This is a genomic window from Microbacterium gorillae (assembly GCF_000826185.2).
GTDB lineage: Bacteria > Actinomycetota > Actinomycetes > Actinomycetales > Microbacteriaceae > Microbacterium > Microbacterium gorillae.
In genome coordinates this window covers 15,260-40,905 of record NZ_LN648870.1, presented here as the reverse complement: position 1 = coordinate 40,905, position 25,646 = coordinate 15,260, and the positions used below count along the sequence as shown (strand labels likewise).

Here is a 25,646-nt window from a genome sequence, read left to right as displayed (position 1 = left end):
GCCCGTGTCGGATCTGAAGCGCGTGCAGGTGTGGGCGGACGCCCTCATCGCCCTGCATCTGGATGGGACGTGGACGTTCGGCTTCGACAACGCGAAGCGCCGCGCCGGACTCTGCGACTACGGCCGCAAGCGCATCAGCGTCTCGCGGTACCTGACCGCACGCTACGACGACGACACCAATCACCAGACCCTGCTTCATGAGGTGGCCCACGCCATCGCCGGCCCGTCCGCCGGCCACGGAGCGGCCTGGAAGCGGGTGGCCCGCGACCTCGGTTACGTCGGCGGCACAACGCACCGCGGCGAGACGGCGACGGAGTTGGCCCCGTGGGTCGGCGTCTGCCCGAACGGCCACACCGCGTACCGGCATCGCAGGCCGACGCGCCCCACCTCCTGCGTGCAGTGCTCCAAGCGCTACGACGAGCGCTACCGGTTCCGGTGGGCCAAGCGCGAGATCACCGCGGCCGTCCGCCGGGCCGCACTCCTGCCCCGCTGACCCACGGCATGATGGACGGCATGTTGTCCGACGAAGACCGTCTCCGCCTGCGCGCTCTGCAACGTCGGCGCTTCGGCACCGCCGACAACGGCCTCAGTGCGGCGGAGGCGGCCGAACTGGATCGGCTCACCGCGCGTGCACGAGCCGCAGCCCCGACCGCGAGCGCGGCGTCGCCCGCGGAGGGCGGGACGTCGGCGCGCGACGACGAGGCCTCGACGACGACGACCTCGAACCGCAGCGGGCGACGCCCGTGGGTCACCTCCGTCGTGGGCGGCATTCTGCTGGTGGCGCTCGGGACCGCGGGCGGCTGGGGAGCGCACGCGGCGCTGTCCGCGCAGACCGTCCCGATCGTGTCGGACGGGGTCGCCACGGTGTTCGCGAAGGTGGACGCTCTGCGCAACTGGGACGAGGGTTCTCCGCAGATCGTGGGGATCATCGACGACACGGTCTACCTCGCCGGGACGCACAGCAACGGACGAGTGCGCTGCCTGACGACGGGGCTTCCGGATATTCCGTCCGTCCCGATCCAGCCCCTGGAGTGCCGCGCCAAGGATGACCCAACCCCGCTGACCGAGACCGTCCGCGCGGCGAACTCCGCGGGGTCGCAGACGATGACCTATGAGATCACGTGGGACGACGGTCGCGCGGTGATGTCGCCGGTTCCCCCGGTCACGGAAACGACGACCGGAACCACCACCGATGTTCTCGCCGCTGACCTGGAACTCATCACCGGCTTGACCGAACCGCGCACCGGATCACCGACGCTGCTGGCGAACCTGGACGGCGCACGCGTGTGGGCGTTCGTCACGGACGACGGCCAGAAGCCCACCCGGTGCGCGATCCTGATCGTGGATCATCCCGGCGACACGGAGCCGGGCGCCCTGGCGATGTGGACGGAGCCGGAGGAGGACGCGAAGCTCACCACCGGCCCGCTGCGCACCGCCGACGGCATCGTGCTCTCAACAGCGCCGCTGGTGGTCAGCTTCGCGAACGGCGTCCCGGAAATGGTCAGCGGCGGCGCCGGCTGACGCGGCCGGGTCAGCCCCGGAAGATCCCGTCCTGCAGTCGCGGCGCGACCGCGTCCGCGTTCCACGCCGCAGCCTCGGCGGAGAGCTCACCGTTTCCGTGCCCGACCAGTTCCCGCCCGGACCCGGACGCACCCAGCAGGTGCCGTAGCGCCGGGCGCACCGCCCGGAAAGCCGCAGCGGCGACCGTCGCTTCCGGGGAGGCGTCGTCGATGCCTCGGTCGGCGAGGGCGTCGACGATCGCCCCGACGCCGAGCTGGTCCTCGATCGCGAAGCGCAGGTCCGCGTCCGGATCCCGGGAAGTGAGCTCGCCGCCGGCGATGACGGCGACGCTGACCGGTTCCCCGTTCTCGCTCTGCAGCGCGAGAACGGCGTCCGCGATCGCACCCGCGTTGCGCAGGCACCCGGCCAGAACGACGGGTCGGTGCGGGAGCCCGGCGGCGGTGTCCGCCACGGCCGCACCGTTGAGCGAACGCGGCCGCATCTCGACCATCGGAACCTCTTCCCCCGCCGCGACCCGCGCCGAGATGACCGTCGAGAAGCGGATCACGTCGACCACGACCACGACATCCGCCGGCGCCAGACGTCCGAGGCCCGGCACCCCCCACTCGGTGCGCACGCGGTGGATCGACTGCGCGAACGGTGCGTCCGAATCGGTCGGGGGCTGCTGAGAATGCGCCGGGTTCACCGCACCACTCTACGGATGACTCCTCGGCCGGGGCAGGATGGCCGCATGCGCGTGCTGCTGAAGTTCACCATCGCCTGTGACGCCGCCGCCGCCTGGCGTGCCGTCCACTCGCCGACGGTGCTGACCGAGATCACGGCCCCGCTGATCGGCCTGGAGTCCATCGACGGTCTGCCGACCGCATGGGAACCGGGCGATGAGGGCGCCCTCCAGATGCGGGCCGCCGGGGTGCTTCCGGTGGGCAAGCAGCTCGTGCACATCAGCGAGACCGAGCGGGTGGTGGCGGGAGCCCGAGTCCGGATCCTGCGGGACACCGGGATCCCCCTGTCCGGTCCGCTGGCGGCGCTGGATGTCTGGGATCATCAGATCGCGACCAGCCCGGTGCCCGGCCACCCGGACCGCACGCTGTGGCGGGACCGCCTCGTGATCGGGGGCGCCGCGGCCCCCGTCCTGTGGCCGGCCCTGTGGGCGGCGTGGCAGTGGCGGCAGGCGCGCATCGTGGCGCTGGCGCCGAGCTGGGCCTACGATCCGGAGTTCGAGGACGCCTGACCCCCCGGCGCGAGGTTGCGTCGCCTGCGGGGGCGGACGAAGCTGGCGGCATGACCGAAACGGACCTGGACGACACGGACCTCGACGAGCTCGTCGCGCGATGGCTGCCCTTCTATGAGGACGCGCACCGTCACCCGGAACTGTCCGGGCAGGAGGTGCGGACCACGACCCGTATCGAGGCGGAACTGGACCGCCTCGGCGTCGAACACTTCCGGGTGAGCGAGACCGGGGTCGTCGGCGTCCTGCACAACGGTCCCGGCGAGACGGTGGCGTTCCGCGCGGACATCGACGGACTTCCGGTGACCGAGGAGACCGGACTGCCGTACGCGTCGACGGACCGGGCAGAGTTGAACGGCAATGAGGTCGGCGTGATGCACGCGTGCGGTCATGACACGCACTTCACGAGTCTGCTCGCCACCGTCGAGCATCTGCGCACGCACCCGGAGCTGTGGGCGGGCACCATCGTGCTGCTGTTCCAGCCGGCCGAGGAGACCGGCAGCGGCGCCGCGGAGATGATCGCCGGTGGAGTGTGGGACCGTGCTCCTCGACCTTCGGTGGTGCTCGGCCAGCACGTCATGCCGCTGGAGATCGGCATGACCGCCCTGAAGGCGCAGAACCTGATGAGTCTCGCGGACTCCTTCACGGTGACCGTCCGCGGCAAGCAGGCGCACGGGTCGCAGCCGAACGCCGCCATCGACCCCATCGTGACGTCCGCGTCCATGATCATGAAGCTGCAGACGATCGTCTCGCGCGAGGTGGCGCCCGGCGCCGGCGTCGTGGTGACGGTCGGATCCATCGCCGGCGGCACCGCGCCGAACATCATTCCCGACCTGTGCACCTTCACGGTGAACATCCGCACCCCCGACGAACGCACCCGCGAGAGCGTGCTCGCCGCCCTGCGGCGAATCCTGCAGTCCGAAGCGGAGGCGGTCCGCGCGTCCGTCGACATCGGCGAGCTGAACCGGTTCCCGCGGTGCTACAACGACCCGGAGCAGACGACGGTGGTGGTCGCGGCGCTCTCCGAGGAGTTCGGCGCCGACCAGGTGCTGCGCATGCCCGCCGCGGCGACCGGATCGGAGGACGTCGGTGCCTTCGCGGACGCCATCGACGTTCCGCTCGTGTACTGGTACTTCGGCGGATTCCCGCCGGGGGCGCCGACGATCAGCAACCACTCGCCGAAGTTCGGCCCCGACGGACCCGGCGCGCTGCGCACCGGTGTCTCCGCGGCCCTGGCCGTCCTGCTCCGCTATCGCGGTCGCCCCTGAGGTCCACCGGCCCCTGCCGCCGGAAGTCGTTCCCCGCCACGGGTTGTTCCCGGCTCCCCGGCGAGGTCCTGGGGCTGAGCCTGACTTGACGCGGGTGCGAGGTCAATCGGCGGCGAGAGCCTGGACGGGGGTGATCCGGGTCGCGAGGCGAGTGGGGACGACGGCGGCCGCAAGGGTGAGCAGGACCGTGGCGACGATCACCCCGACGATGACCACCCAGGGCACCGCCGGCAGCACGAACGTCGGGGACGTGTATTCCGGAGGCACCGTGACCGCGCCCAGCGATGACTGCGCACCGATCCACCCGTAGAGGACCCCGAGCACCAGGCCGGTCAGCAGCGACGCGATGGAGACGTGCGCGGCCTCCAGCAGCACCATGGTCCGCACCTGGCGCGAGGTGAATCCGAGCGAGCGCAGCAGGCCGAGCTCGCGGCGGCGCTGCACGACGCCGATCGTGAGCAGATTGACCAGCCCGACCGCTGCGATCACGGCGGAGACGCCGACCAGACCCATCATCACGCCGGAGAATCCGTCCAGCACGGCGTTCAGTTGCGGGTCGGGGGTGCCACCGGAGGCGGCCGTCAGCACGGACTTCGCCGATTCCGCGGCGACGGCGAACATCGTCACCAGGGTGACGCCCATGACCACACCGATCGCCATCCGGCTGGAGCGTTCGGGTTCGCGCAACGCGTTCCCCGCCGCAAGACGGGCCGTGGCACTGCCGCCGAAGAGTCGCCCTACGAGACGCAGCACCGGCGGCATGATGAACGTCGCACCGAGCGCGAGCCCGGTGAAGGACAGGACACCGCCGACGAAGGCGATGATCACGCCGCCCGGCGAGACGAGCCCCGCCAGCACGCCGGCTGCCAGCAGCAGTCCCCCCGCGACGAGCAGTGCGACGGCGGTCACGGTGCGCGTGCGGGAGCGCACCTCCACCGCGCTGCGCGCCTCGGCCCCGGACAGCGCCTGCAACGGTGCGACGGTGAGCACCCGACGCGACCCCGCCCAGGCCGCGCACCAGGTGGTCAGGGCGACCGCGGCCGCGGGCAGCACCAGGGTGGGCTGCAGCGGCGAGTAGTCCAGACCAACGTGGCCGAGCAGGCGGTTCATGATCGGAACGGCGATCACGGCGATCACGGTGCCGACGAGCAGTCCGACGACGGCGCCGATCACACCGACACCGAGTCCCTCGCGGGCGACCTTGGCCCGCTCGGATCGGGCCGAGGCTCCGATCAGCCGCATCAGCGCGATCTGGCGCGTGCGTCCGGCCACGATCGTCGCGAACGTGTTCGCGGTCACGATCGCGGCCACGTACATCGCGATCCCGATCAGGAGCACGGACAGGATCGTCACGACGATCGCCAGGTCGTCGGAGTCTCCGAGGTACGGATCGGCGCGCAGCATCGCACCCAGGTAACCGGTCGCGGCGATCAGCAGCACACCGAAGCCCGCGGACAGCCCCGATACCAGGACGGTCGCCCCCATTCCTCGCTCACGCAGCCAGGCCAGGGGCACTCGCCGGGCGACGGGGACGGCGAGCGCGCTCACGCCGCCACCTCGGCCGCCAGCATGTACGCCGAGATCTGCTCCGGCGTCTGACGCGGCTTGTCGGCCACGATGCGTCCATCGCCGAGGAAGAGGACGCGGTCGGCGTAGGACGCCGCGATCGGGTCGTGCGTGACCATCGCGATCGACTGCCCCTGCTCGCGGCTCGCGGTCGCCAGCAACTGCAGCACCTCGCGCCCGGTGCGGGAGTCGAGGTTTCCGGTCGGCTCATCGGCGAAGAGCAGGTCCGGGGCCGTGGCCAGCGCCCGGGCGATCGCGACCCGCTGCTGCTGCCCTCCCGAGAGCTGGTGCGGTCGGTGCGTGAGGCGGTCGGCGAGCCCCAGGGAATCCACCAGGAGGTCGATGCGGGCACGTTCCAGGGCCGTCGGGGCCCGGCCGTCCAGGGCGATCGGCAACGCGATGTTGCCGGCCACGTCGAGGGTCGGCACGAGGTTGAAGGCCTGGAAGACGAAGCCGATCCGACGGCGGCGCAGGAGCGTCAGCTCGGTGTCGGCGAGGTCGGTGATGTCGTCATCGCCGACCCAGACGCGCCCCTCCGTGGGCGTGTCCAGGCCCGCCATGATGTGCATCAGCGTCGACTTCCCGGAGCCGGACGGGCCCATGATCGCCGTGAACTGGCCCCGGCGGACACCGACGCTGATGTCGTCGAGGGCACGAACCGTGCTCTCCCCCGAGCCGTAAGTCTTGGTGAGGTGCTGGACCCGGGCGGCCAGGCCCAGATCGCTAGTCGTGATCTGCATGATTCCACGCTAGGAATCCGCCGTCCGCGACGCGTCCGCCGCCGGACTCATCCGCCTACATCGGGAGGATGATCGGCCCGTCCGTCGGCCGGCGCGGTCGCTCCCGATATCTGCACTTCCACGCGGACATTTCTGCCGCGGGCGGGAGCGACCCCGGGGTTGCTCCCGAAATCGCCAGGAAAAGCGCGGCAGAAGTGTCGCGGGTGGGAGCGTCAGGCCAGGCCGTGCTCGAACGCGAAGACGACGAGCTGAACGCGGTCGCGCAGCGCCAGTTTGGTCAGGATCCGACTGATGTGCGTCTTCACCGTCGCCTCGGACAGGAACTCGCGCCGCGCGATCTCGGCGTTGCTCAGCCCGCGGGCGGCCAGGGCGAAGATCTCCCGCTCGCGCTCGGTGAGAGTCTCGTACTCCGGCGGCAGGGGCTGGGTGTTCGCCCCGGTGAAGTGCGCGAACAGGTCTCGGGTGGCGGCCGCGGCGATGACGCTGGATCCGGAGTGCACCGTGCGGATCGCGGCGAGCAGCGCCTCCGGATCGGCGTCCTTGAGCAGGAATCCGCTGGCGCCCTGCTGGATCGCGCGGGCCGCGGCCTCGTCCAGGTCGAACGTCGTCAGCATCACGATGCGCGGCGGGTTCGGCCTCGCCAGCAGCTCGGCGGTGGCCGTCAGCCCGTCCATCACGGGCATGCGGATGTCCATCAGCACGACGTCCGGGTGGGTCTGCTCGACGACCTCCAGCGCCTCCCGACCATCGCCGGCCTCGCCGACGATCTCGATGTCCGGCTGTGAACCGGCGAGCATGCGGATGCCGGCGCGGAACAGCGCCTGATCGTCCACGAGCACCAGTCGGATCGGAGCGGACCCGGTCCCCTGCGTCATGCGTCCTCCTGCTGGATCGGAATGCTGGCCCGGACGTCGAAGTGCGCGCCGTTCGGCCCCGCATCGAGTCTGCCACCGACCAGCTGTGCGCGTTCGCGCATGCCGATCAGTCCATGCCCGCCGGAGGGGGCACCGCCGTCGGGACCGAGAACGTTGCGCACCCCGAGGTCGACCCGGTCCGGATGCCACGCGAGGTGCACGTCCACGCCGGACCCGTCACCGTGACGGAGGGCGTTGGTCAGCGCTTCCTGGAGAACCCGGTACACGGCGATCTGCACCGCGCCGGGCGGGTCCGCCCGCGGCACCGGGTCGACGTCGACCCGGAGATCCACACCGGCACCCCGCACCTGCGCGTACAGCGCTTCCAGGTCGGCCAGCGTCGGCTGCGGTCCCTCCGCCTGCGAGTGCCGCAGCTGTGTGAGCAGCAGTCGAACATCACCGAGGGCCCCCCGCGCGGTGGTCGCGATGGTCGCGAGCGCATCGGTCGCAGCCGTCGGATCCGCCGCGGCGGCGTAGCGGGCGCCGTCCGCCTGCGCGATCACCACGGCGAGCGAGTGCGCCACGACGTCGTGCATGTCCCGAGCGATCTGATTGCGTTGCTGCTCGGCCACCGCCAGCGCCTCGGCGACCAGGCGGTCCTGCTCCAGACGACGGTTGCGCAGGCGCATCCGGACCAGCAGTCCCGCCGCCCAGGAGAGGCCGCACGAAGCCAGACTGGCGACCAGCAGAAGTCCGCCGAGGAAGAGGGTGGCCCACAGCGAGTCGCCGCCGAGACCGAGCAGACGCAGGTCCCGTTCCATCAGGAGCATGTAGGCGGAGGCGAGAGCGGCCCCCACTCCCGCCGATCCGAGCCCCCACCACATCGTTCGTCGACTGCCGTACGCGGAGGTCGCGAACAGCACGATGAAGACGCCGAGGTTCTCGATGCCCGGCGTGAGCAGGAACGCCATCTGCAGGACGGCACTCACCCAGGCCGCCGCCAGAGCGAGCGGGGGGGACCACCGTCGGATCGCCACCGCGATGCACATCACGACGGTGTCGACGCTGCCCACGACGAGCGAGAGCGTGACCTGGAACGGTGTGCCGCCGGCGTGCCACAGCCGCCCGTCCACACCGGCCGTCGTCGCCAACGCGAGCACCAGCAGCAGCACCGCGCCGACGAGGTCCCACGTCAGCTGGGCGGGAGTGAGCTTGCGAAACACTCCCCCACGCTATCCAGCCCGACGCGCACGCACATCCGTCGGTCGATGTATCCCTGTCCGCACCCGGCTGCGGGGCATTAGGATTTCGTCTGATAACCCGTCAACCCGCCGCCGCCCCGCTCCCCCAGGCGTGGCGCCATGCATTGCTGCGGCCCGAGCCTCGAGATCGGAGGTTCCCATGCCCATCAGCCAGACGCACGATTCCCGTGCCGACAAGGCCATCATCGGAGAGCCCGAGGTCGTCGAGGACGGCTTCGCGACGGGCGTGGAGGATTCCCCCGACTGGCTCGCGCTCAGGGCGGCCGCGACCGAGCTCCAGGGCCTCCAGGTCAAGGACGGCTCCGTCGCCGAGGCCGCGGATCACGTCCGGTCCGGCGAGCTGGTCGATGCGATCATCGCCTCGGTGACCGCTCTCGCCCCGCGCTTTCCGCACGACGCCGAGTACCTGACCGCCCTGGTCGCGGACTTCCGCCGCTGGGCGCAGGAGGGCTTCGGTGTTCCGGACTTCCTGGACTCCCTCGTCGCGTTCCAGCCGCAGCAGCACCGGATCGACGGCCTGCGTCACCTCGTGGTGTTCCCGATGTACACGCAGAACGGCTCGCGGAACCGGCACGTCGAGGCGCTGATCGTCGAGGTCATCTGGCCCGAGTTCATCGCGGACCTGGAAGCCGGCGACTACGGCAACAAGCTGTTCGTGTCCCTGCGACTGGTGGATTTCACCCCCGGTTACGACACGAACTCGGCCGTGCTCTTCCCGGAGACCGTCGCGATGCGGGAGATCCCCACCTTCACGTGGGGTGCGATCTTCCAGGACCGCGAGGCCGCCCGGTACCGCCGGGTCGTCGCGGCGGCATCCGAGATCACCAAGCTCGACCTCCCCGAGGACGCGGCGCGCATGCTCACCGACCAGACGCTGGCCGAGGAGACGTTCGTGATGTGGGACATCATCCACGACCGGACGCACATGCGCGGCGACCTGCCGTTCGATCCGTTCATGATCAAGCAGCGCATGCCGTTCTTCCTCTATTCACTGGAGGAGATGCGGTGCGATCTGACCGCCTTCCGGGAGAGCGTGAAGATCCAGCGGTCGCTGCAGGCGCGCGTCGACGCGGGCGAGGAGCTCGACGCGTCCGAAACGGAGATGCTGGAGAAGGCCGGACTCGTGCAGTACGCCGTGCTGTTCGACCGGATCTTCCGCTTCGCCCTGACCGGCGCGCGGGTGCGCAACTACGACGGGCTCGGCGGGCAGCTGCTGTTCGCCTGGTTGCACCGCCGTGGCGTGCTGCACTGGACGGACGTCTCCCTCGCGATCGAGTGGGACCGCCTGCCGGACGCCGTGGTGGCGCTCGGGGACGCGATCGATGATCTGTACTGGCGCTCGATCGACCGCCCGAAGACGGTGCACTGGCTCGCCGCGTACGACCTCGTCCGCGAGACCGTGACCCCGCACCCGGCTTCGGCCTGGAACCGGGGGCTGAGCGACGAGATCCTCTCCGGCCCCCCGAAGGGGTTCACCGATGCGGTGCTGGACGACGAGTTCCCACTGTCGATGTTCTTCGAGGCGCTGGATAAGAAGATGTCCGACGTCATCGCCTCGACCAAGGGCATCCGCGGAACCGACTGAGCGACGTCGCACGACGGGCCCGGGCAGAGATGCCCGGGCCCGTCGTCGTTCGAAGCTCAGCGGGGGCGCGGTGGCCGATCCGCGCGAGGGGGTGACACGTATTCGGGACGCGCCCCCACTGAGCGGCCTCCGCCCGTCGCGGAAGCTGAGTCGCGCACGATGTCCGACCGCTCATCACAGTGTCACGGTCGGGCGCCGTCCCGATTGCCCGATCTCAGCTTCCGCCATGCGTCCGGAGGGGACGCCCGGCGGAGACAGAACGATCCGGGCGAACCCGGCTCGTTGCTCTCACCGTACGGGCGTGCGCGAAGAAGTGTCAACAGCGACACGTGCCGTGGACACAAGCCGTTATCGAGCCGTCACGCGAGCGCATCCGGCCGGTCGACGCGGGCGCGCACCCAGCACGATGAGCCCGCTTGCCACGGGCGTCCGGCCGACCCGTGGGTGGGGGGCCGCGTTCAGAGTGCGGCGAGCACGTCCGCGAATCGCCGGCGGCCGGGCGCCGCGGGCTCGGCGGCCGGGGTCCGCCCCCGCGTGGCGGGCACCGCCGCCCCGGGCGCGCGCCGCGGGCCGACCGCGGCCGAGAGGCGGGGCCCCGCCCGCCGCCCCCCCCGGGCCGTTATCGAGCCGTCACGCGAGCGCATCCGGCCGGTCGACGCGGGCGCGCACCCAGCACGATGAGCCCGCTTGCCACGGGCGTCCGGCCGACCCGTGGGTGGGGGGCCGCGTTCAGAGTGCGGCGAGCACGTCCGCGAATCGCCGGCGGGCGGTCGCCGCGGTCTCGGCGTCCGGGATCCGCTCCTGCGTGACGGTCACCGCCGCACCGGTCGCGCGCTGCGGGCCGACCGCGACCGAGAGTCGGGTCCCGTCCGGCAGCCGCCACCGGACGTTCGGCAATGCGGCATCGAGGGACTGACCGTGGGGTTCGCCATACTCCACCGCGAGGGCGTCCGCGGCTCGGGCGAGCAGTGCGAGACGGTCACCCGGCAGGGTGCGGGACTTCTGTGTCGCGAAGGTGCCGTCCGCCCGTTGCCCGGGTTCGCGCCCCTTGCGGGTCTGCTCGTAGTCGACCGTGATCCCCTGCGCCCACCATGCCGGAAGCGCGTGTTCGGTGAGCAGCCACTGCACCGTCTGCGGATGGGACCAGGCCGCCGCGCCGGCCTCATCCAGCACCAGGCGCCACTCGCTCTGCGTCCGTCCCGTCGCGGCGCGCATCGCCGCGGGTCCGTTGCTCTGTTCCTGCCGCCGCGCCATGCCCCCGAGCCTACGACCTTGACGGCGACGGACCGCACCCCGAGCACGGCAGCGGGGATCCCGTCCGACACGCCGCTGTCCAGGGCCGCAGGTCCGGCGTGCCCCGCTCCCGTCCCGCCCCGGTGCATGCGGTCGAGACGGAACCGGCCGACCAGCGGGACCGGCTCAGTGCTGGTCGAGCATGTTGCCGGCGAAGAAGGCGGCGAGTTCGTCCGTCGCCGAGAGCGGCAGGACGTGGGCGACGTACTGGTCCGGCCGCACCACGACCACGACACCATCACGGCTGAGGCCACGTTCGTCGAAGATGTCCCCGCGCTGCGGATCGGCGGCGTAGACCTTCTCGTGGTCGGTGAGCCGGAACGGTCCGACCTCGGGACGGAAGATCGCCGGCACCCGCGTCGGGTCGACCTGGTCGTTGGTCTGCTGGTAGATCACCTTGACGTCGAAGACGGCGTCGAGGTCCGCACCGTCCGGTGTGAACCGGACCACGGGCGAGGACGGTGAGGTCAGCATCCACTCGGCCCAGTCGGTCAGTTTCGACGCCTCGCCGGGTGCCGCCGCGTCCGCGAACGCGTACACGCGCCAGCGTCCGTCCGCCCGCGCGTGATGACCGAGGTGAACCGGATTGGTGTCCGCGACCCGCACCGCACGGGCGGATTTGAACCGCTTGCCGATGGGGAACCCCTCGGCGAGCGCCTGGTGGGTGTCGTTCCCGGTGAGCACGCCCGGCGTGTACTGGGTCATGAAGCCGGCGGGGAACTCGGCGGTGTCGGTGTAGAACTTGGCGAGTTCGTCCGGGCTGGAGAAGTCCTCGGGCTTGCGCGCCATCATCGCGGACCACTCCTTGTCGAAGTCGATGAGGTTCTGCGCGATGACCTGGCGCTCGCCGGAGTAGGTGTCCAGCAGCGACGGATCGCTGCGCCCCTCGAGCACCTGTCCGAGCTTCCAACCGATGTTGAACCCGTCCTGCATGGACACGTTCATGCCCTGCCCCGCCTTCGCGCTGTGCGTGTGGCAGGCGTCGCCGGTGATGAACACCCGCGGGGCCTTCGAGCCGGTGAGCTCAGCGGGCACGTCGTCGAACTTCGGGGTGACGCGGTGTCCGACCTCGTACACGCTGTGCCACGCCACATTGCGCACGTCGATCGCGTAGGGCGTCAGAATCTGGTTGGCCCGCTCGATGATCTGCTCGATGGTGGTGGACCGGATGGAGCGGTTGTCGCCCTCGCCTACCTCGCCGAGGTCTACGTACATGCGGAACAGGAACCCACCCTCACGCGGGATGTGCAGGATGCTGCCGTGCTCGGAGGTGATCGCGCACTTGGTGCGGATGTCCGGGAAGGTGCTGTTGGCGAGGACGTCCATCACGCCCCAGGCGTGGAAGGCCTGATCCCCGACCGGCACCTGACCGATCGCGTCGCGGACCCGCGATCGCGCCCCGTCGCACCCGACGACGTACTTGGCCCGAATGACGCGCTCGCTGCCCTCCTGCGGCCCGGCGGTGCCGCGGACGGTGACCCGGACCGGGTACTCCCCGGCGTCCTCCACGGTCAGATCGACGAACTCCCACCCGTAGTCCGGACGGATGCGGGCCGGACCGTTGTGGGCGTACGCGGCGAAGTAGTCCAGCACGCGCGCCTGGTTGACGATCATGTGCGGGAACTCGCTGATGTGTCGCGGGTCATCGAGCTCACGCGCCGTGCGGATGATGTGCCCGTGGTTGTCCGGATCCGGGCTCCAGAAGTTCATCGATGTCAGCTGGAAGGCCTCGTGGATGATCTCCTCGGCGAAGCCGAACGCCTGGAACGTCTCGTTGCTGCGGGCCTGGATGCCATCCGCCTGACCGATCACGAGTCGCCCGGGGCGCCGCTCGATCATCCGCGTCATGACCGACGGGTACTCCGTCATCTGGGCGGCCAGCAGCATGCCGGCGGGACCGGAACCGACGATGAGAACGTCCATCGTGTCCGGGAGGTCGTCGGGACGGTCAAGACCTGTGCCCGCCGCCGGACGGACCCGCGGGTCACCGGAGACATAGCCGTGGTGGTGGAACTGCATCGTCATCGATCCCTTCCTCGACGGCCATCGTCCAGGTCGCTGCTCTCAGGCTTGTGTTCGATAATCGAATCTGGAATTCTACTATTGAACACGGCAATCGTAGGTGACCGTGGAGGGCCTGACAAGGGTCACTCCGCAGCGGAGAGGACGATGATGGCGAACGCCGGAGCGGGCGGTACACCGGGACCCGCCTCGCAGACGCTGAGCCGGGGCATCCGGATCCTCGAGGTACTGGCCGATGCGCATCGCGCTCTCACCATCGACGAGATCGCGTCCGGGCTGGACGTGCACCGCTCGATCGCCTACCGCCTCGTCCGCACGCTCGAGGACCACGGGCTCGTGTCGCGAGACGCCGCCGGGCTCGTCACCCTCGGCGTCCGGCTCGCGGCGCTGTCCGCCGGCGTGGCACGGAACCTGCAGGCCGAGACCCTGCCGGAACTGACCGCCATCGCGAACGAACTGGGGATGACGAGCTTCCTGGCCGTCCTGGAGCGCGACCAGTGCGTGACGCTCGCCAGCGTCGAACCACGGCACGCGGTCGCGTCGATGGCCCAGCGCCCCGGCGCCAGCCACCCGGTCATCGTCGGCGCGCCCGGCAAGGCGATCCTGTCGCTGCTGCCCGAGAGCGAGTGGCCGGACGGGATGAGCGCACACCTGGCGGACGAAGTCCGCGCGATCCGCGCGGGCGCGATCGCCACCAGCCACGATGAGGTGATCCCGACGGTCCGCGCCGTCGCGGCCCCGCTGTCCGTGCGCGGCCAGCGTCCGGCCGCGATCGCCGTGGTGCACCTCGGTGCCACCCCCGCGGACGAGACCGCGATCGCCGCCCGACTGGAACGATCGATCGCGGTGATCCGCGAAGCGTTCGGCGAAGGCTGAACACGGGCCGCGGCAGTACCATCGCGCCATGAGCACGTTGCCGAGCGAGGACGCGCAGCGGCGCGAGTACCGGCGCTCGGCCCGACTCATCGGCGTCCAGGTCGGAGCGGTGGTGCTCGCGCTCGTGGTGCTCGGCGGCGTCGGCGCCATCGGCTATCTCCTCTGGCAGGCGACCCCCGGCCAGCGCGCCGAGACTCCGGAGCCGGGTGATGTGCGCATCTCCCTCAATCCGGAGCAGATCACCGTCGCGCTGATCATCGTGGGCCTGTCCGCCGTCGCAGCGGCGGGGCTGGCGGCGTGGCTGATCGCCCGCCGCGCGGTCCGTCCGCTCGATGACGCGGCGCGAACGCAGCGCCGCTTCGTGGCCGATGCCAGCCACGAGCTGCGCACTCCCCTCGCCGTGATGAGCGCCCGGGCGCAACAGCTGCGCGCTCTGCTCGACGAGCGCAGTCCGGTCCGTCCGGTGGCGGACGAGCTTCGTTCGGACGTCACGGCGATGGCGGACATCGTGGATGACATGCTGCACGCCGGGTCCGGCGAGAGCCCGAGCGTCACGGCCGACCTCGCGCTGACGATGACCGCGGCGGCGAACGACATCGCGCTGATCGCCACGGCCGCCGAGATCACCATCACCGTCGCCACGGTCGATGTCCGCGTCACGCTCGGTCCCGCGCGGCTGAAGCGGTGCCTGATCGCACTGCTGGACAACGCGCTCTCGCACGCACCGATCGGCTCGGAGATCAGCCTGTCGGCTCGGACCGTCGAGGGCGCCGCGGTCATCGACATCACCGACCAGGGTGGGGGCATCCGCGGCATCGCCCCGGAGCGGGTGTTCGACCGCTTCGCCCACGGTGAGGATGCGGTGCGCCCCGGACGCACCAGCACCGGGATCGGCCTGGCCCTGGTCGCCGAGATCGCGGCGCGGTCCGGCGGCGCGGCGGAGGTCGCCGACTCCGGCCCCGGCGGCACGACGATGCGCCTCCGACTGCCGCTGGCCGAGGGAACCCGATGAGCGGGCCTCGGGTTCTGATCGTCGAGGACGACCCGCGACTCGGACCGATCATGCGCGATGTCCTCGCGGCCCGCTGGGACGTCATCCTGACCGCGAGCGCCGAGGAGGCACTGGAGCGGATCACCACCGAGCACGTCGCGGTCCTGGTCGTCGATCGGCGCCTGCCCGGCATGAGCGGCACGGACCTCGTCACGCGCCTGCGCCGCAGCCGCGTCGACGTGCCGGTGATCCTGCTGACCGCGCTGGGTGAGCTGGCGGACCGGGTCGCGGGGCTGGACGCGGGCGCGGACGACTACCTCGTCAAGCCGTTCGAGTTCGCCGAGCTCGAGGCGCGGCTGCGAGCCCTGACCCGGGAGCGCGTCGACCGCGGCGAGGACATCGCGATCGGCAGCTGGTGGTTCTCCGCCGAGCAGTCCTGCATCACCTCGCCCTACCGCGGCCGGGTCATGCTCACCCGGACCGAGACGGCCCTTCTCTCCCTGCTGGCCGAGCACCCGGAGCGGGTGTTCTCCCGCGAGGTGATCCTCGACGCCGTGTTCCGCCGGGGTGAGGACCCCGGAACCGTGGACACGTACGTGTCGTACCTGCGCCGCAAGACGGACCGAGACCTCATCACCACCGTCCGCGGCAGCGGCTACCGGGTCGGCACCCCGGACTGACGGACCGAGCGCGCACGGTCCCATCGCGCCAGCAGGACGTCCTGGACCACCCAGCGGGCGGCCGGCGCGGCGCACAGCACCCACGTGATCGAAGCCAGGGCATCTGTCGGATGGTGCAACCCGGTGATGACCACGGTGCACCCGATCAGCACGACCAGGAGCGTCCCGACCAGGAGCACCGCAGCCCGGAGGCGTTCGCGGTCCCGAACGACGAACCACAGCGCGACCACCAGCGCCGTGACGAACGCGGTGTGCCCGCTCGGGAACGACGAGTCGGTCGGTGTCGGCAGGAACGGGTGGGCGAGCAGGCCCGGATCCGGTCGGGGACGGTCCACGATGAGTTTGGCGAGGATCACCGGACACCAGGTGAGGGCGAGCACCCCGAGGAACAGGAATGACGCGCGCAGGTCCCGCGCCCGCCACCACACCGCGGCCGCGACGAGCAGGGCGAGGACGAGGGCGAAGGCGGGCTCCAGCCCGCGGTACACGGCGTCGGTCAGCGCGCCCACGACACCGACGTGCGCGGTATTGGCGGCGATGACGAGTCCGAGGTCCACGTCGTGCGCGGTCAGCAACCGGCCGGCGCCGAGCAGCGCGACCGCCGCGACGACGGCGAGCACGATGCGCCGCGCACCGCCCGCACCGGACACGACGGCTCGCCCCGGCAGGGTGATCAGGATGAGCCCGTCACGGACGGGTGTTCGATCGCTGCGGGTCTCGGGTGTCATCCCTCGATGGCATCACCGAGGTTCCCAGAAACCGCCCAGACGGTGAGCGGGTGCTCAGGAACCGGGATCGACGGCAACGCGAACCGGGGCGCCCGCAGCGCCGGCGCGAGCGATCGCCTCATCGATGCGGGACAGCGGCACGGGCGCGCTGACCAGGTCGGCGAACGGTCGACGGGTCCGCTGCAGGAAGCGCACGGCACCGTCGAGATCCGTGGGTGCGTAGTTGTGCACGCCTCGGATCGTCAGGCATGCGCGGACGACGTGTTCCGGGTCCAGCTCGATCGGGGTCGTCGCGAACACGCTGCCGACCAGCGCGATCGCGCCCCCCACCGCGACCGCGTCCAGTGCACCGAGCACCGCGCGCCGCGCTCCGGAGGCCTCCACGACCGCGTGCACCTCCGTGGCCCGCAGGGCGGTGAGGGCGGTGGACAGCGCGTCCGGGTCCGACGGGTCCACGACGACGGTTGCACCGAACTCCCGAGCGGTCGCCCGTCGGTCCGGGGCCGGGTCGCTGACGATGACACGCGCTCCGCGGTCGTCCGCCATCGCCGTCACGGTCAGTCCGATCAGCCCGGCGCCGCTGACCAGCACGACGGCGCCGTCCAGATCGAGCAGGTCATCGAGCGCTTCGACCGCGGCGTGCGCGGTCGCCGTGCCGCACGCGGCCGGAGCCAGCACCGCCGCGGCCAGGTGCTCCGGGGCGCGGACGATCGCGGTCCCGGCGCGAAGGTGAACGTGCGTCGCGAACCCGCCGGTGAGCTCCCACCCGGCACCGATCCGCTCGTGACCGTACTTGCGCAGATCACGACACTTCTGCGGCAGCCCGCGGCGGCAGCGGTCGCACTCCCGGCACGCCGCGAACACCGACCAGACCACGCGATCCCCGACGGACAGGGGCGAGCCGTCAACCGTGCGCACGACACCCGCTCCGAGTGAGATGATCCGACCGACGTACTCATGTCCGAGCACGAGCGGCACAGGAGCCGGGCGATCTCCGGCCACGGTGTGGACGTCGGATCCGCACACGGTCGCCAGTTCCACCCGGACCAGCGCCTCGCCCGCGGACAGCGTGATCCCGGGCACGGCGATCGTCTCGTGCGGGTGGTCCGGCCCGATCCAGACGCGTGCGGTCGCCGGTGGTCGCAGGCACACGTCGAAGGCGTGCGCCGAGCCGCTCCGTTGCAGCGTGTCCCTCATGTCAGGCGATCACGCTCGCGCGAGCACCCACACCCGGCAGCAGCGCAGCCAGGTCCGCCACCGAAGCCAGGACCCGGTGCGCGCCCGCGGCCCGGAGCGCGGCCTCATCGTGAGCGCCGGTGAGAACACCGGCCACGACGCCCGCTCCGGCCGCCAGGCCGGAGCGCACGTCACTGGCGGTGTCGCCCGCGACCGCGACGGCCCGAACGTCCGACACCCGGGCACGAAGCGCCGCAGCCAGCACGAGGTCCGGCGCCGGACGCCCGCGCCCGGCATCGATGGGCGAGAGCACGCCGTCCACGAGGTCGCGCCAGCCGAGCGCGTCCAGGAGGGCGTCCCGAGTCACGGGAGCGAACCCGGTGGTCAGGTACACCTGCAGCCCGGCCGCCCGCAGCGCCTCGATCGTCTCGCGCGCCCCCGCGATCGGCTCAGCGCCGCCGTCCGCGATGAGCTCCGCGTAGGCCGCCTCGAACGCGGCGGTGGCCACCTCGGCGCGGTCACGATCGCCACCGGCGAGGTGCGTGAAGACCTCCACCTTCGACTGCCCCATCGTGTCGCGAACGTACTGCAGCGCGCGATCCCACCCGATGTCCGCCGCGACGCCGGTGCGCTCCGCGGCCCGGCGGAAGGCGGTCTCCACGACGCCGTCGTCCCGCACGGTGGTTCCGGCCATGTCGAGGACGACGAGTTCGGTCGGGGTGGTGGTCATCGGAGGATCCCTTCGGTGGAGGCGAGCGCGTCCAGGCGCGCGGCCAGTGTGTTCTCGGCCAGCCCCAGGCCGGTCGTCATGCCGATCCCCGTCGTCGCGGCGAGCACGACGGTGCGCTCGTCCGGTTCGGTGACGAGGAAGTCGTCGGGCCCGCTGGCGTAGACGCCCTGCCATCGCTCGAGGACGTCGACGCGCGCGCCGAAGAGCGTCTCGACCTCGTCCGCGAGGGCGTCCGCGGCGGCCTCCGGCTGGAAGGGGGCGATCGACGCGCCGCGAACGTGGGTGTCTCCGATGAGAATCGTCCCGTCCGGCAGCGGCGTGTACATCTGGTTCAGATCGAGCGCGGCGAGGTCCGGGCGCTCGGCATGGAGCCGCTGCCGAACCACCGCGGTCTCCCCCATCCCGCTGAATCGGCCGTACCGCAGCAGCGACCATCCGGTCAGCAGCGGCGCCGGCAGCGGACGGGGCAGCGCGATCCGGGCGCGGAGCATGTCGAGTCCGCACCGGACCACCCCGACCGATTCGGCGAGCTCCGGCAGCAGCTGGTCGAGATCATGGTTCACGGCCACGACGACGAGGTCGGCGGACACCGGACCGCGACTGGTCTGCACCCGGCCGCCGCCGACCGCACCGGCCGACGTGCGCAGGCGGAACTCGACGCCTCGGCTCGCGAGGTGCCGCCGGATCGCGGCCGACGCCGAGCGCGCGTCGGTCTGCAGGTCGCGCGCCACCCGTGCGCCACCGACCGCGACACCCGGCGCGGACGGCAGCAGCGCGTCGAGCTCGGCAGCGGTGAGGAGGGCGAGGTCGTCGGCGACGGCCGCCTCCAGCAGCGCGCGCTCGTCCTCGTGCCGCGCGATGATGAGGGTGCCGGACTCGCGGACCCAGAACTCCGCTGCGCGGCCCAGCTCCAGCCACAGCTCGCGGGCGCGATCGGCGTGCACCCGAGCGGCGCCGGTCTGCTCGCCGATGCAGAGGTGACCGAAATTGCGCACCGTCGCGCCCTGCGGATCGGCCTGGCGGTCCACCACGATCACCCGGAGGCCGCGCTTGAGCGCGGCGTAGGCGGCGCCGAGACCGATGATGCCGGCGCCGACCACGGCCAGGTCGTACGTGTCGTTCACCGGAACACCTTGCGCATCCACATCGCGATCGCCTCGACCACGAGCACGGTCGCGAGGATCATCAGCACGATCGCGGTGACCATGCCGTAGTGCGAGCCCTGACTGGCGTTCAGCAAGTAGTAGCCGACGCCACCGCCGCCGACCACGCCGAGGATCGTGGCGGCGCGGATGTTCGTGTCGAGCAGGTAGAAGACGTGCCCGATCAGGGCGCGGGTGCCCTGCGGCACGGTGGCCCCGGCGTAGACCTGAAGCCGGGTCGCGCCGGTGGCCGCGAGCGCGCGTTCCGGTCCGCGCTGGACCTCTTCGAACGAGTCGGCGAGAAGCTTGCCGAGCAGTCCGATGCCACCGACGGCGAGCGCGATCGTGCCGGCCTGCATGCCGAGTCCGGTGATGACGATGAGGACGATCGCGAGGATCAGCTCCGGGATGCCGCGGATGCCGACGAGGAGGAAGCGGCCGGTCAGGCGCGTCCCGCGATTCGGCGCGACGTTGCGCGCGGCGAGGGAGCCGAGCACGAGCGAGGGCAGGAACGCGAGCAGCGTCGCGGCGAGCGCGATCGCGATGGTCTCCCGCATCGCCTCCAGCATCGTCGCGACGCCGTACACACCGAACGTGGGCGGCCAGAACTGCACGGCGACCGCGGGGATCTTGGCCCAGACGGTGAGGAAGTCACCCCACTGGATCTGGCACACCTCGACCCCCGCGATCACCACGGCGACGGTGATCCAGCCCGCGAGGACGTTGCGGACGCGGGTGGCGGTCCACGGACGGTGCAGGGCGGTGGCGGGGCTGATCGCCCACGCCGGCGGGCACGCCGCCGAGGCGGTCGCGGTCCGCGGCGGACGGACGCGCGCGAGCAGGCGGTCCGCCCAGGTGCGCCGAGCGCCGAGCTCGCCGAGCATGGCCGCGCGAACGGCCGAGGAGACGATCTCCATCACCACGCACAGCAGGAAGATGATCAGCGCGATCCCGAGGCCGCGTCCGTAGTCGAGCGCTTTGAAGGCGTAGGACATCTCGAGCCCGAGCCCGGCGACCCCGACGTAACCGAGCACGACGGAGCCGCGCAGATTGATGTCGTTGCGGTGCAGCACGGTCGCCACCCAGCTGGGCAGCACCTGGGGCAGAATCCCAGCGGTGAACTCCTGCCACCGGGAACCGCCCGCCGCCCGGATCGCGAGGCGCGGGCCTTCGTCGATCTGCTCGATCGCGTCGGCGAACATCTTCGAGATCATGCCCACCGAGTGGATCCCGATCGCGAGGATGCCCGGAAGCGCGCCGAGCGAGAACATCAGCACGAACACCATCGCCAGCACCACATCCGGCAACGCACGGGTGAGGACGCCGATGAAGCGCGCGATGGCGCGTGCCGTGTTGGACGGGGTGGTGTTCTCGGCGGCCAGGTAGGCGATCGGCACGGACAGCACCGCGGCCAGCAGGGTGCCGGTCAGGACCAGACCGAGCGTGAGGGCGATGAGTCCGACCAGGTCGGCCGGATCGGGGAAGGTCAGTGCGCCGACGCGGGCGAAGAAGCGCGCCGCGTTGTCGCCGGACGCGATCATGTCGGGGATCGAGATGCCGACCTCGGCGAGCCCGCCGACCGCGAGCGCTGCGATCACCGCGAGGGTGATGCCGGCGCTGATGCGCTCCGGGGACAGCGGGCGCTTCGGCGCGCGCTCGGCGACCGAAGGGCGCGCCGCGCCGCGCACCGGGGCGGGGGCGAGGGCGGTCACCGCACCGGCTCCAGCAGTTCGTTCGCGACCGCGGTGAGCTCGCCGGTCGAGGTCGCGACGCGGCCGTAGATCTCCATGACCTGCTCCTTGGTGAGCCCGTCCGTGGGCAGGTCGAGGACGACCTCACCGTGGCGGAGTCCGACGATGCGGTCCGCCCACGAGATCGCGAGGTCGACCTGGTGGAGGCTGCACAGGACGGTCAGCCCCTCGTCGGCGGCGATCTCACGGACCAGTGCCATCACCTGCGCACTCGATTCCGGGTCGAGCGAGGCGACCGGTTCGTCCGCGAGGAGCACTTCGGGGTTCTGCATCAGCGCGCGGGCGATCGCGACACGCTGCTGCTGTCCGCCGGAGAGCGTGTCCGCGCGCTGATACGCGCGATCGAGCAGTCCGACGCGGTCCAGGTGGCACAGCGCACGGAGCTTCGCCGGGCGGCGATACGAGAACAGCCCGAGCCGCGGGCCGCGCACGCTCGCCAGCGACCCGGTGAGCACGTTCTCCAGCACCGACAGCGAGGGCACCAGCTCGAACTGCTGGAAGATGAATCCGATTCGGCTGCGCAGGGCGCGCAACGGCGCCCCGCGCAGCCGCGCCACGTCCTCCCCCAGCACCCGCACGGACCCGGACGTGGGGGTCTCCAGGCCGTTCAGGTGCCGGAGGAGGGTGGACTTGCCGGAGCCCGACAGCCCGAGAACGACGACGATCTCACCCCGCCCGATGGTCAGGTCCACGTCCTGCAGCGCTGTCGTGGTTCCGTAGGTCCGTGTCAGTCCACGGACGTCGATGACGGGTTCGGTCGTCGCCTTGCTCATGTCGTTCTCCCGGGCGTCAGCGGATCAGGACTGGCACTGCTTGGCGTCGGTCTTCTTGCAGATGTCGCGGATGACGTCGTAGTACGCGTCATCCACCGGCTTGGTGCCGTAGAAGACGCTGCGGAAGCCGTCCGAGTCGGCGGAGGTCACTCCGGCGGCGACGATGTCGTCGACCGTGACGTTCGCGAGGATCTTCACGAGCTGCGCCGAGACGTCCTTCGGCAGCGCGTCGGCGTACACGAGGGGGGCGCCGGGGACCATCGTCTTGGCGATGGAGACGACCTTGTCGCTCTTTTCCACCTCGCTGTCCTCGGCGAAGCCGGCGTCGCACTCCTTGCCCTCACCGACCTTCTGCACGGACACGTCGTGCTTGCCGGCGAACACCGGAGTGATGTCCTTCTGCGGGTCCACACCCGCCTTGAGGAGGTTGTAGGACGGGAAGAGGTAGCCGGAGGTGGAGGCCGGATCGACGAAGCAGACGCGCTTGCCGGCGAAGTCGGCGAGGGTCTTGATCGCGGACCCCTTCGGCACGATCGCCTCGGAGTAGTAGCCGGGCTCCTGCCCCTTCTCCGTGATGATCGAGGAGATCGGCGTGAGCTTCGCGCCGTTGTTGGTCGCGGTGATGTAGGTGAAGCCGGAGAAGGAGGCGACATCGACCTTGCCGGCGATCGCGGCCTCGATGAGGGCGGCGTAGTCGGTCGACTCGTGGTACTCGACCTTCTTGCCGGTCTCCTTGGCGATGTAGTCCATCAGCGGCTGGTAGTTGGTCTGGGTGTCGGCGGAGTCCGGGACGACGCCGAACACGAGCGTGTTCGCGTCGACCGCGTACGAGCCGTCGGCGGCGGCCGTGTCGGTCGCACCGCCCGAGGCTCCGGCGGCGGTGGAGCACCCGGACAGGCCGAGAGCGAGCAGTGCGGCACCGGCGACGAGCAGCGGCGACTGGGAGGCACGGAGGTTCATTTCTGCCTTTCGATGACGGGGTCGGAACCTCTGGAAGGCTCGCATCCGGCCGCCCACGTGTATACCTATCTCACCGGACGTTCGCCACGTGTTCACCTCTCTGACGCGGCCGTGAACGGGCGGCTCGCCCGCCGGTCCGGCCAGTCGTCGGGCACCTAGGATGCGAGGGTGACCACCGTCGTCTACAAGCAGATCGCCGAGGATCTCCGCGCGCGGATCCGCCGCGGCGAGCTCGCCCCCGGCGATGACGTGCCGACCGAGGCCGAGCTCGCGCAGACGTGGCGCACCTCCCGTGGCCCCATCCGCAACGCCCTCGCCGAACTGCGGCAGGAGGGGCTCATCGAGACCGGCCGAGGCCGCCCCGCGCGGGTGACACCACGCAAGCCGCATCAGGCGGTGGACGTGTCGATCCCCTTCACCCGATGGGCGCGTGAGATCGGCGCGCAGCCCGGTGCACGGACGCAGGAGGTCGCCCTGCGCAAGGTCGATGCGGAGAAGGCCACTCTGCTGGAGGTTCCCGAGGGAACGCCCGTCGTGGACGTGCTGCGCCTGCGGTCACTCGATGGCCGCCCGGCGATGCTGGAGCGGCTGACCTTCCTCGGCGACGTCGGTCGGGCGCTGTTCGACACGGACCTGGACACGGTGTCCATCACCGAATACCTCGAGTCCCGCGGGCATCGCTCGTTCGCCGTCGAGCACGAGATCGACGCGGTGGCCGCGGACGCCGTGGACGCGCGCCTGCTCGGGGTCGCCGTCGGCTCCCCCATCCTGCGGCTGCGCCGGATCAGCCACGACGGCGCCGGACGCGTGTTCGAGGCGTCCGATGACCGCTACCTGCCCGACGTCATCCGCTTCACGGTGACCGCTTCCGGACGCTCGCGCGCCGGGGATGCGTACGTCCGTCCGCTGCGCGCGCTCTGACCGGAACCCCGTCCGGATACGCTCGGGGGATGGCCCGCTCCTATCCCGCCACGATCGCGGCGCCGGTGTCGGGCGAGCTGGAGATCAAGCGCTCGCGCTTCCTCACGCACGTGCATCCGGTGTCATCGGTCGCGGACGCGGACGCGGTGATCGCCGACGTCCGCAAGCGGTACTGGGACGCGCGCCACAACTGCGTCGCGATGGTGACGGGTCTCCTCGGCGATCAGACCCGCTCGAGCGATGACGGCGAGCCGTCCGGAACCGCCGGGGTACCGATGCTGGAGGTGCTGCGGCGGCGCGACCTCACGGATCTCGTCGTGATCGTGACGCGCTACTTCGGCGGGGTGAAGCTCGGCGCGGGTGGGCTGATCCGGGCGTACTCGACCGCCGTCTCGGAAACGCTGGACGCCGCCCGGCTGCTGCACCGCGAAGCCCTCGTCCGGGCCACCGTCACCGTCCCGCACGCCGAGGCGGGTCGGGTCGATCACGCGCTGCGCGCATGGTCCGGAGCCCACGGCGCGACGCTCGGCGAGACGACCTACGCCGCCGCCGCGACGCTCGAGGTCTGGGTCCCGGATGAGACGCGCGGAGATCTGCAGGCCACGGTCGAGGCCGTCACATCCGGTGCCGCCTCCCCGGAGTTCGGGGAGACGCGCGTCGTCGACGTCCCGGTGTGATCACATCACCGGGGGCAGCGTCACGAGGTGGTCGCCGCAGGCTCCGGACAGGTTCGCCCGCAGCGCCGTCTGCTCCCGCTCGTCGACGGCCAGCGACCACCGGTACTTCACGAGCGCCCACGCCGTGACGTACTCGCAGACGTAGGCGCCGTTCGTGGGCAGCCACCGTCCCGGATCCTTGTCCCCCTTGGACTGGTTCGCCATCGTCGAGGACGCCACGAGCGCGTACGGCACGTCCAGGTCGTTGGCGAAGGCGCGACGCCGCGCGTCGCTCCAAGCCGAGGCACCCGAGCGCCAGGCCTCGGCCAGCGGAACATGGTGATCGATCTCGATGTCCCCCGGCTCGAACGCCACGGTGCCGTCCATCGGCGACACCCACGTTCCGCCGCTGATCCGGCACCGCCCGGTGATCGTCACCGGGGTGGTGGACTCCTCGATCAGCACCTCGGAGCGCGTGTTGCAGCCGTCGCGGTCGGCGTCGATCCAGTGCTCGAACAGGTCTCGACGATAGGGCGGCGTCGTCGTCTCCGGTCGGACGGCGAGGAGGTCCGGCAGCGTGCTCGCCGCCACGACCGCCGCCGGCCCGACGGACACAGGGGGATCGGACGGTGCCGGCCCCTTCGTGATGGTCACCACCGGCGCCGGGTCGGCGCCCCTCACGCGCTGCAGCAGCGCGGCGCCGACGGGAGTCGCAGACAGCACGACGAGACAGACCGCGCACACGAGAAGCGCCACCGGCCAGGACGAGTGCCGCCCCGCTCCCCGCCGTGTCATGATCTCCCGCTGCGCCCCCGCGACGATCCGCGCCGCGACCGGGGGCTCGCGGCAGTGTTGACGCTACGCCATCCCCCGGACACCGCCGCCCGACCCGCGTCGGTGTCCGCGTATCATCGACCCGAGCG

At 71.3% G+C, this 25,646-nt stretch carries 25 protein-coding genes; 10 read left to right on the top strand and 15 right to left on the bottom strand.

Annotated features, from left to right (window positions below; translation table 11 throughout):
• Positions 1-4 precede the first annotated feature (4 nt).
• Together BN1193_RS00325 and BN1193_RS00320 are read left to right on the top strand one after the other, a co-directional pair.
• Positions 5-493, top strand: a complete 489-nt coding sequence (locus BN1193_RS00325; RefSeq protein ID WP_040162830.1) for a SprT-like domain-containing protein — start codon at positions 5-7, stop codon at positions 491-493.
• A 20-nt stretch (positions 494-513) separates the two neighbouring features.
• Positions 514-1,521, top strand: a complete 1,008-nt coding sequence (locus BN1193_RS00320; protein ID WP_141396586.1) for a hypothetical protein — start codon at positions 514-516, stop codon at positions 1,519-1,521.
• A 10-nt stretch (positions 1,522-1,531) separates the two neighbouring features.
• Here the strand turns inward: BN1193_RS00320 and BN1193_RS00315 are convergent, their stop codons facing one another.
• Positions 1,532-2,206, bottom strand: coding sequence for a 2-phosphosulfolactate phosphatase (locus BN1193_RS00315; RefSeq protein ID WP_052460284.1), 675 nt, complete (start codon positions 2,204-2,206; stop codon positions 1,532-1,534).
• Positions 2,207-2,251: 45 nt separating this feature from the next.
• Between BN1193_RS00315 and BN1193_RS00310 the strand changes: the two genes are divergently transcribed.
• On the top strand, positions 2,252-2,752 hold the full coding sequence (locus BN1193_RS00310) for a hypothetical protein (protein WP_040162825.1): 501 nt from the start codon (positions 2,252-2,254) through the stop codon (positions 2,750-2,752).
• Positions 2,753-2,802: 50 nt separating this feature from the next.
• Positions 2,803-4,017, top strand: coding sequence for an amidohydrolase (locus BN1193_RS00305; RefSeq protein WP_040162823.1), 1,215 nt, complete (start codon positions 2,803-2,805; stop codon positions 4,015-4,017).
• Between the two features lie 102 nt (positions 4,018-4,119).
• On the opposite strand, the gene BN1193_RS00300 is transcribed toward BN1193_RS00305, so the two are convergent.
• The 4 genes from BN1193_RS00300 to BN1193_RS00285 form a co-directional block, all read right to left on the bottom strand.
• Complete coding sequence (locus BN1193_RS00300) at positions 4,120-5,502, bottom strand: ABC transporter permease (protein ID WP_094770185.1); 1,383 nt, start codon at positions 5,500-5,502, stop codon at positions 4,120-4,122.
• A 59-nt stretch (positions 5,503-5,561) separates the two neighbouring features.
• Positions 5,562-6,323, bottom strand: coding sequence for an ABC transporter ATP-binding protein (locus BN1193_RS00295; protein WP_040162817.1), 762 nt, complete (start codon positions 6,321-6,323; stop codon positions 5,562-5,564).
• 212 nt (positions 6,324-6,535) lie between these two features.
• Positions 6,536-7,198, bottom strand: a complete 663-nt coding sequence (locus BN1193_RS00290; protein ID WP_040162816.1) for a response regulator — start codon at positions 7,196-7,198, stop codon at positions 6,536-6,538.
• Positions 7,195-8,400 (bottom strand): sensor histidine kinase, encoded by a 1,206-nt coding sequence (locus BN1193_RS00285; protein WP_040162815.1) that lies wholly within the window; start codon positions 8,398-8,400, stop codon positions 7,195-7,197. Before BN1193_RS00285 ends, BN1193_RS00290 begins: the two co-directional genes overlap by 4 nt.
• A gap of 178 nt (positions 8,401-8,578) precedes the next feature.
• Between BN1193_RS00285 and BN1193_RS00280 the strand changes: the two genes are divergently transcribed.
• Positions 8,579-10,024, top strand: coding sequence for a DUF6421 family protein (locus BN1193_RS00280; protein ID WP_052460283.1), 1,446 nt, complete (start codon positions 8,579-8,581; stop codon positions 10,022-10,024).
• 729 nt (positions 10,025-10,753) lie between these two features.
• Here BN1193_RS00280 and BN1193_RS00275 read toward each other — a convergent pair.
• Complete coding sequence (locus BN1193_RS00275) at positions 10,754-11,278, bottom strand: DUF4287 domain-containing protein (protein WP_052460282.1); 525 nt, start codon at positions 11,276-11,278, stop codon at positions 10,754-10,756.
• Positions 11,279-11,443: 165 nt separating this feature from the next.
• On the bottom strand, positions 11,444-13,336 hold the full coding sequence (locus BN1193_RS00270) for an FAD-binding monooxygenase (protein ID WP_040163129.1): 1,893 nt from the start codon (positions 13,334-13,336) through the stop codon (positions 11,444-11,446).
• Between the two features lie 150 nt (positions 13,337-13,486).
• Here BN1193_RS00270 and BN1193_RS00265 point away from each other — a divergent pair, with 150 nt between their 5' ends.
• Genes BN1193_RS00265 through BN1193_RS00255 form a run of 3 tightly spaced genes read left to right on the top strand, consistent with a single transcriptional unit; the run spans position 13,487 to position 15,886 of the window.
• Positions 13,487-14,215, top strand: coding sequence for an IclR family transcriptional regulator (locus tag BN1193_RS00265; RefSeq protein ID WP_040162812.1), 729 nt, complete (start codon positions 13,487-13,489; stop codon positions 14,213-14,215).
• Positions 14,216-14,243: 28 nt separating this feature from the next.
• Positions 14,244-15,227, top strand: a complete 984-nt coding sequence (locus tag BN1193_RS00260; protein ID WP_052460281.1) for a sensor histidine kinase — start codon at positions 14,244-14,246, stop codon at positions 15,225-15,227.
• Positions 15,224-15,886: a response regulator transcription factor gene (locus BN1193_RS00255; RefSeq protein WP_040162809.1), complete on the top strand. Its 663-nt coding sequence runs from the start codon at positions 15,224-15,226 to the stop codon at positions 15,884-15,886. Before BN1193_RS00260 ends, BN1193_RS00255 begins: the two co-directional genes overlap by 4 nt.
• On the opposite strand, the gene BN1193_RS00250 is transcribed toward BN1193_RS00255, so the two are convergent.
• From BN1193_RS00250 to BN1193_RS00220, 7 genes are read right to left on the bottom strand one after another with little or no spacing between them, the layout of a single operon-like run.
• Positions 15,862-16,614, bottom strand: coding sequence for a phosphatase PAP2 family protein (locus tag BN1193_RS00250; RefSeq protein ID WP_052460280.1), 753 nt, complete (start codon positions 16,612-16,614; stop codon positions 15,862-15,864). The two genes, BN1193_RS00255 and BN1193_RS00250, sit on opposite strands and share 25 nt — an antisense overlap.
• Positions 16,615-16,668: 54 nt before the next feature.
• Positions 16,669-17,811, bottom strand: a complete 1,143-nt coding sequence (locus tag BN1193_RS00245) for a zinc-binding dehydrogenase (protein WP_094770184.1) — start codon at positions 17,809-17,811, stop codon at positions 16,669-16,671.
• A gap of 1 nt (position 17,812) precedes the next feature.
• Positions 17,813-18,520, bottom strand: a complete 708-nt coding sequence (locus BN1193_RS00240) for a phosphonatase-like hydrolase (protein WP_040162806.1) — start codon at positions 18,518-18,520, stop codon at positions 17,813-17,815.
• On the bottom strand, positions 18,517-19,644 hold the full coding sequence (locus tag BN1193_RS00235) for a TIGR03364 family FAD-dependent oxidoreductase (RefSeq protein WP_040162803.1): 1,128 nt from the start codon (positions 19,642-19,644) through the stop codon (positions 18,517-18,519). The genes BN1193_RS00240 and BN1193_RS00235 overlap by 4 nt, the downstream gene beginning before the upstream one ends.
• Positions 19,641-21,374, bottom strand: a complete 1,734-nt coding sequence (locus tag BN1193_RS00230; RefSeq protein WP_230206365.1) for a PhnE/PtxC family ABC transporter permease — start codon at positions 21,372-21,374, stop codon at positions 19,641-19,643. Before BN1193_RS00230 ends, BN1193_RS00235 begins: the two co-directional genes overlap by 4 nt.
• A complete protein-coding gene (gene phnC / locus BN1193_RS00225; protein WP_040162800.1) occupies positions 21,371-22,186 on the bottom strand; it encodes a phosphonate ABC transporter ATP-binding protein in 816 nt (271 codons plus the stop codon). The genes BN1193_RS00230 and phnC overlap by 4 nt, the downstream gene beginning before the upstream one ends.
• A gap of 24 nt (positions 22,187-22,210) precedes the next feature.
• On the bottom strand, positions 22,211-23,146 hold the full coding sequence (locus tag BN1193_RS00220) for a phosphate/phosphite/phosphonate ABC transporter substrate-binding protein (RefSeq protein ID WP_040162797.1): 936 nt from the start codon (positions 23,144-23,146) through the stop codon (positions 22,211-22,213).
• A 168-nt stretch (positions 23,147-23,314) separates the two neighbouring features.
• Between BN1193_RS00220 and BN1193_RS00215 the strand changes: the two genes are divergently transcribed.
• Both BN1193_RS00215 and BN1193_RS00210 read left to right on the top strand, forming a co-directional pair.
• Positions 23,315-24,067 carry a GntR family transcriptional regulator gene (locus tag BN1193_RS00215; protein ID WP_040162795.1) on the top strand — a complete coding sequence of 251 codons (753 nt, stop codon included), beginning with the start codon at positions 23,315-23,317 and terminating at the stop codon, positions 24,065-24,067.
• A gap of 29 nt (positions 24,068-24,096) precedes the next feature.
• Positions 24,097-24,744 carry an IMPACT family protein gene (locus tag BN1193_RS00210; protein WP_040162793.1) on the top strand — a complete coding sequence of 216 codons (648 nt, stop codon included), beginning with the start codon at positions 24,097-24,099 and terminating at the stop codon, positions 24,742-24,744.
• Here BN1193_RS00210 and BN1193_RS00205 read toward each other — a convergent pair whose 3' ends face one another.
• A complete protein-coding gene (locus BN1193_RS00205; protein ID WP_141396585.1) occupies positions 24,745-25,518 on the bottom strand; it encodes an HNH endonuclease family protein in 774 nt (257 codons plus the stop codon).
• Positions 25,519-25,646 lie beyond the last annotated feature (128 nt).

Excerpts from the sequence above, each read along its gene's own strand:
- BN1193_RS00320 (WP_141396586.1), top strand. The coding sequence starts at position 514 with ATGTTGTCCGACGAAGACCGTCTCCGCCTGCGCGCTCTGCAACGTCGG.
- BN1193_RS00260 (WP_052460281.1), top strand. The coding sequence starts at position 14,244 with ATGAGCACGTTGCCGAGCGAGGACGCGCAGCGGCGCGAGTACCGGCGC.
- phnC (WP_040162800.1), bottom strand. The coding sequence starts at position 22,186 with ATGAGCAAGGCGACGACCGAACCCGTCATCGACGTCCGTGGACTGACA.
- BN1193_RS00255 (WP_040162809.1), top strand. The coding sequence starts at position 15,224 with ATGAGCGGGCCTCGGGTTCTGATCGTCGAGGACGACCCGCGACTCGGA.
- BN1193_RS00205 (WP_141396585.1), bottom strand. The coding sequence starts at position 25,518 with ATGACACGGCGGGGAGCGGGGCGGCACTCGTCCTGGCCGGTGGCGCTT.
- BN1193_RS00270 (WP_040163129.1), bottom strand. The coding sequence starts at position 13,336 with ATGCAGTTCCACCACCACGGCTATGTCTCCGGTGACCCGCGGGTCCGT.
- BN1193_RS00245 (WP_094770184.1), bottom strand. The coding sequence starts at position 17,811 with ATGAGGGACACGCTGCAACGGAGCGGCTCGGCGCACGCCTTCGACGTG.
- BN1193_RS00250 (WP_052460280.1), bottom strand. The coding sequence starts at position 16,614 with ATGACACCCGAGACCCGCAGCGATCGAACACCCGTCCGTGACGGGCTC.
- BN1193_RS00310 (WP_040162825.1), top strand. The coding sequence starts at position 2,252 with ATGCGCGTGCTGCTGAAGTTCACCATCGCCTGTGACGCCGCCGCCGCC.
- BN1193_RS00220 (WP_040162797.1), bottom strand. The coding sequence starts at position 23,146 with ATGAACCTCCGTGCCTCCCAGTCGCCGCTGCTCGTCGCCGGTGCCGCA.
- BN1193_RS00265 (WP_040162812.1), top strand. The coding sequence starts at position 13,487 with ATGATGGCGAACGCCGGAGCGGGCGGTACACCGGGACCCGCCTCGCAG.
- BN1193_RS00300 (WP_094770185.1), bottom strand. The coding sequence starts at position 5,502 with ATGGGGGCGACCGTCCTGGTATCGGGGCTGTCCGCGGGCTTCGGTGTG.
- BN1193_RS00280 (WP_052460283.1), top strand. The coding sequence starts at position 8,579 with ATGCCCATCAGCCAGACGCACGATTCCCGTGCCGACAAGGCCATCATC.
- BN1193_RS00295 (WP_040162817.1), bottom strand. The coding sequence starts at position 6,323 with ATGCAGATCACGACTAGCGATCTGGGCCTGGCCGCCCGGGTCCAGCAC.
- BN1193_RS00305 (WP_040162823.1), top strand. The coding sequence starts at position 2,803 with ATGACCGAAACGGACCTGGACGACACGGACCTCGACGAGCTCGTCGCG.
- BN1193_RS00275 (WP_052460282.1), bottom strand. The coding sequence starts at position 11,278 with ATGGCGCGGCGGCAGGAACAGAGCAACGGACCCGCGGCGATGCGCGCC.
- BN1193_RS00290 (WP_040162816.1), bottom strand. The coding sequence starts at position 7,198 with ATGACGCAGGGGACCGGGTCCGCTCCGATCCGACTGGTGCTCGTGGAC.
- BN1193_RS00240 (WP_040162806.1), bottom strand. The coding sequence starts at position 18,520 with ATGACCACCACCCCGACCGAACTCGTCGTCCTCGACATGGCCGGAACC.
- BN1193_RS00210 (WP_040162793.1), top strand. The coding sequence starts at position 24,097 with ATGGCCCGCTCCTATCCCGCCACGATCGCGGCGCCGGTGTCGGGCGAG.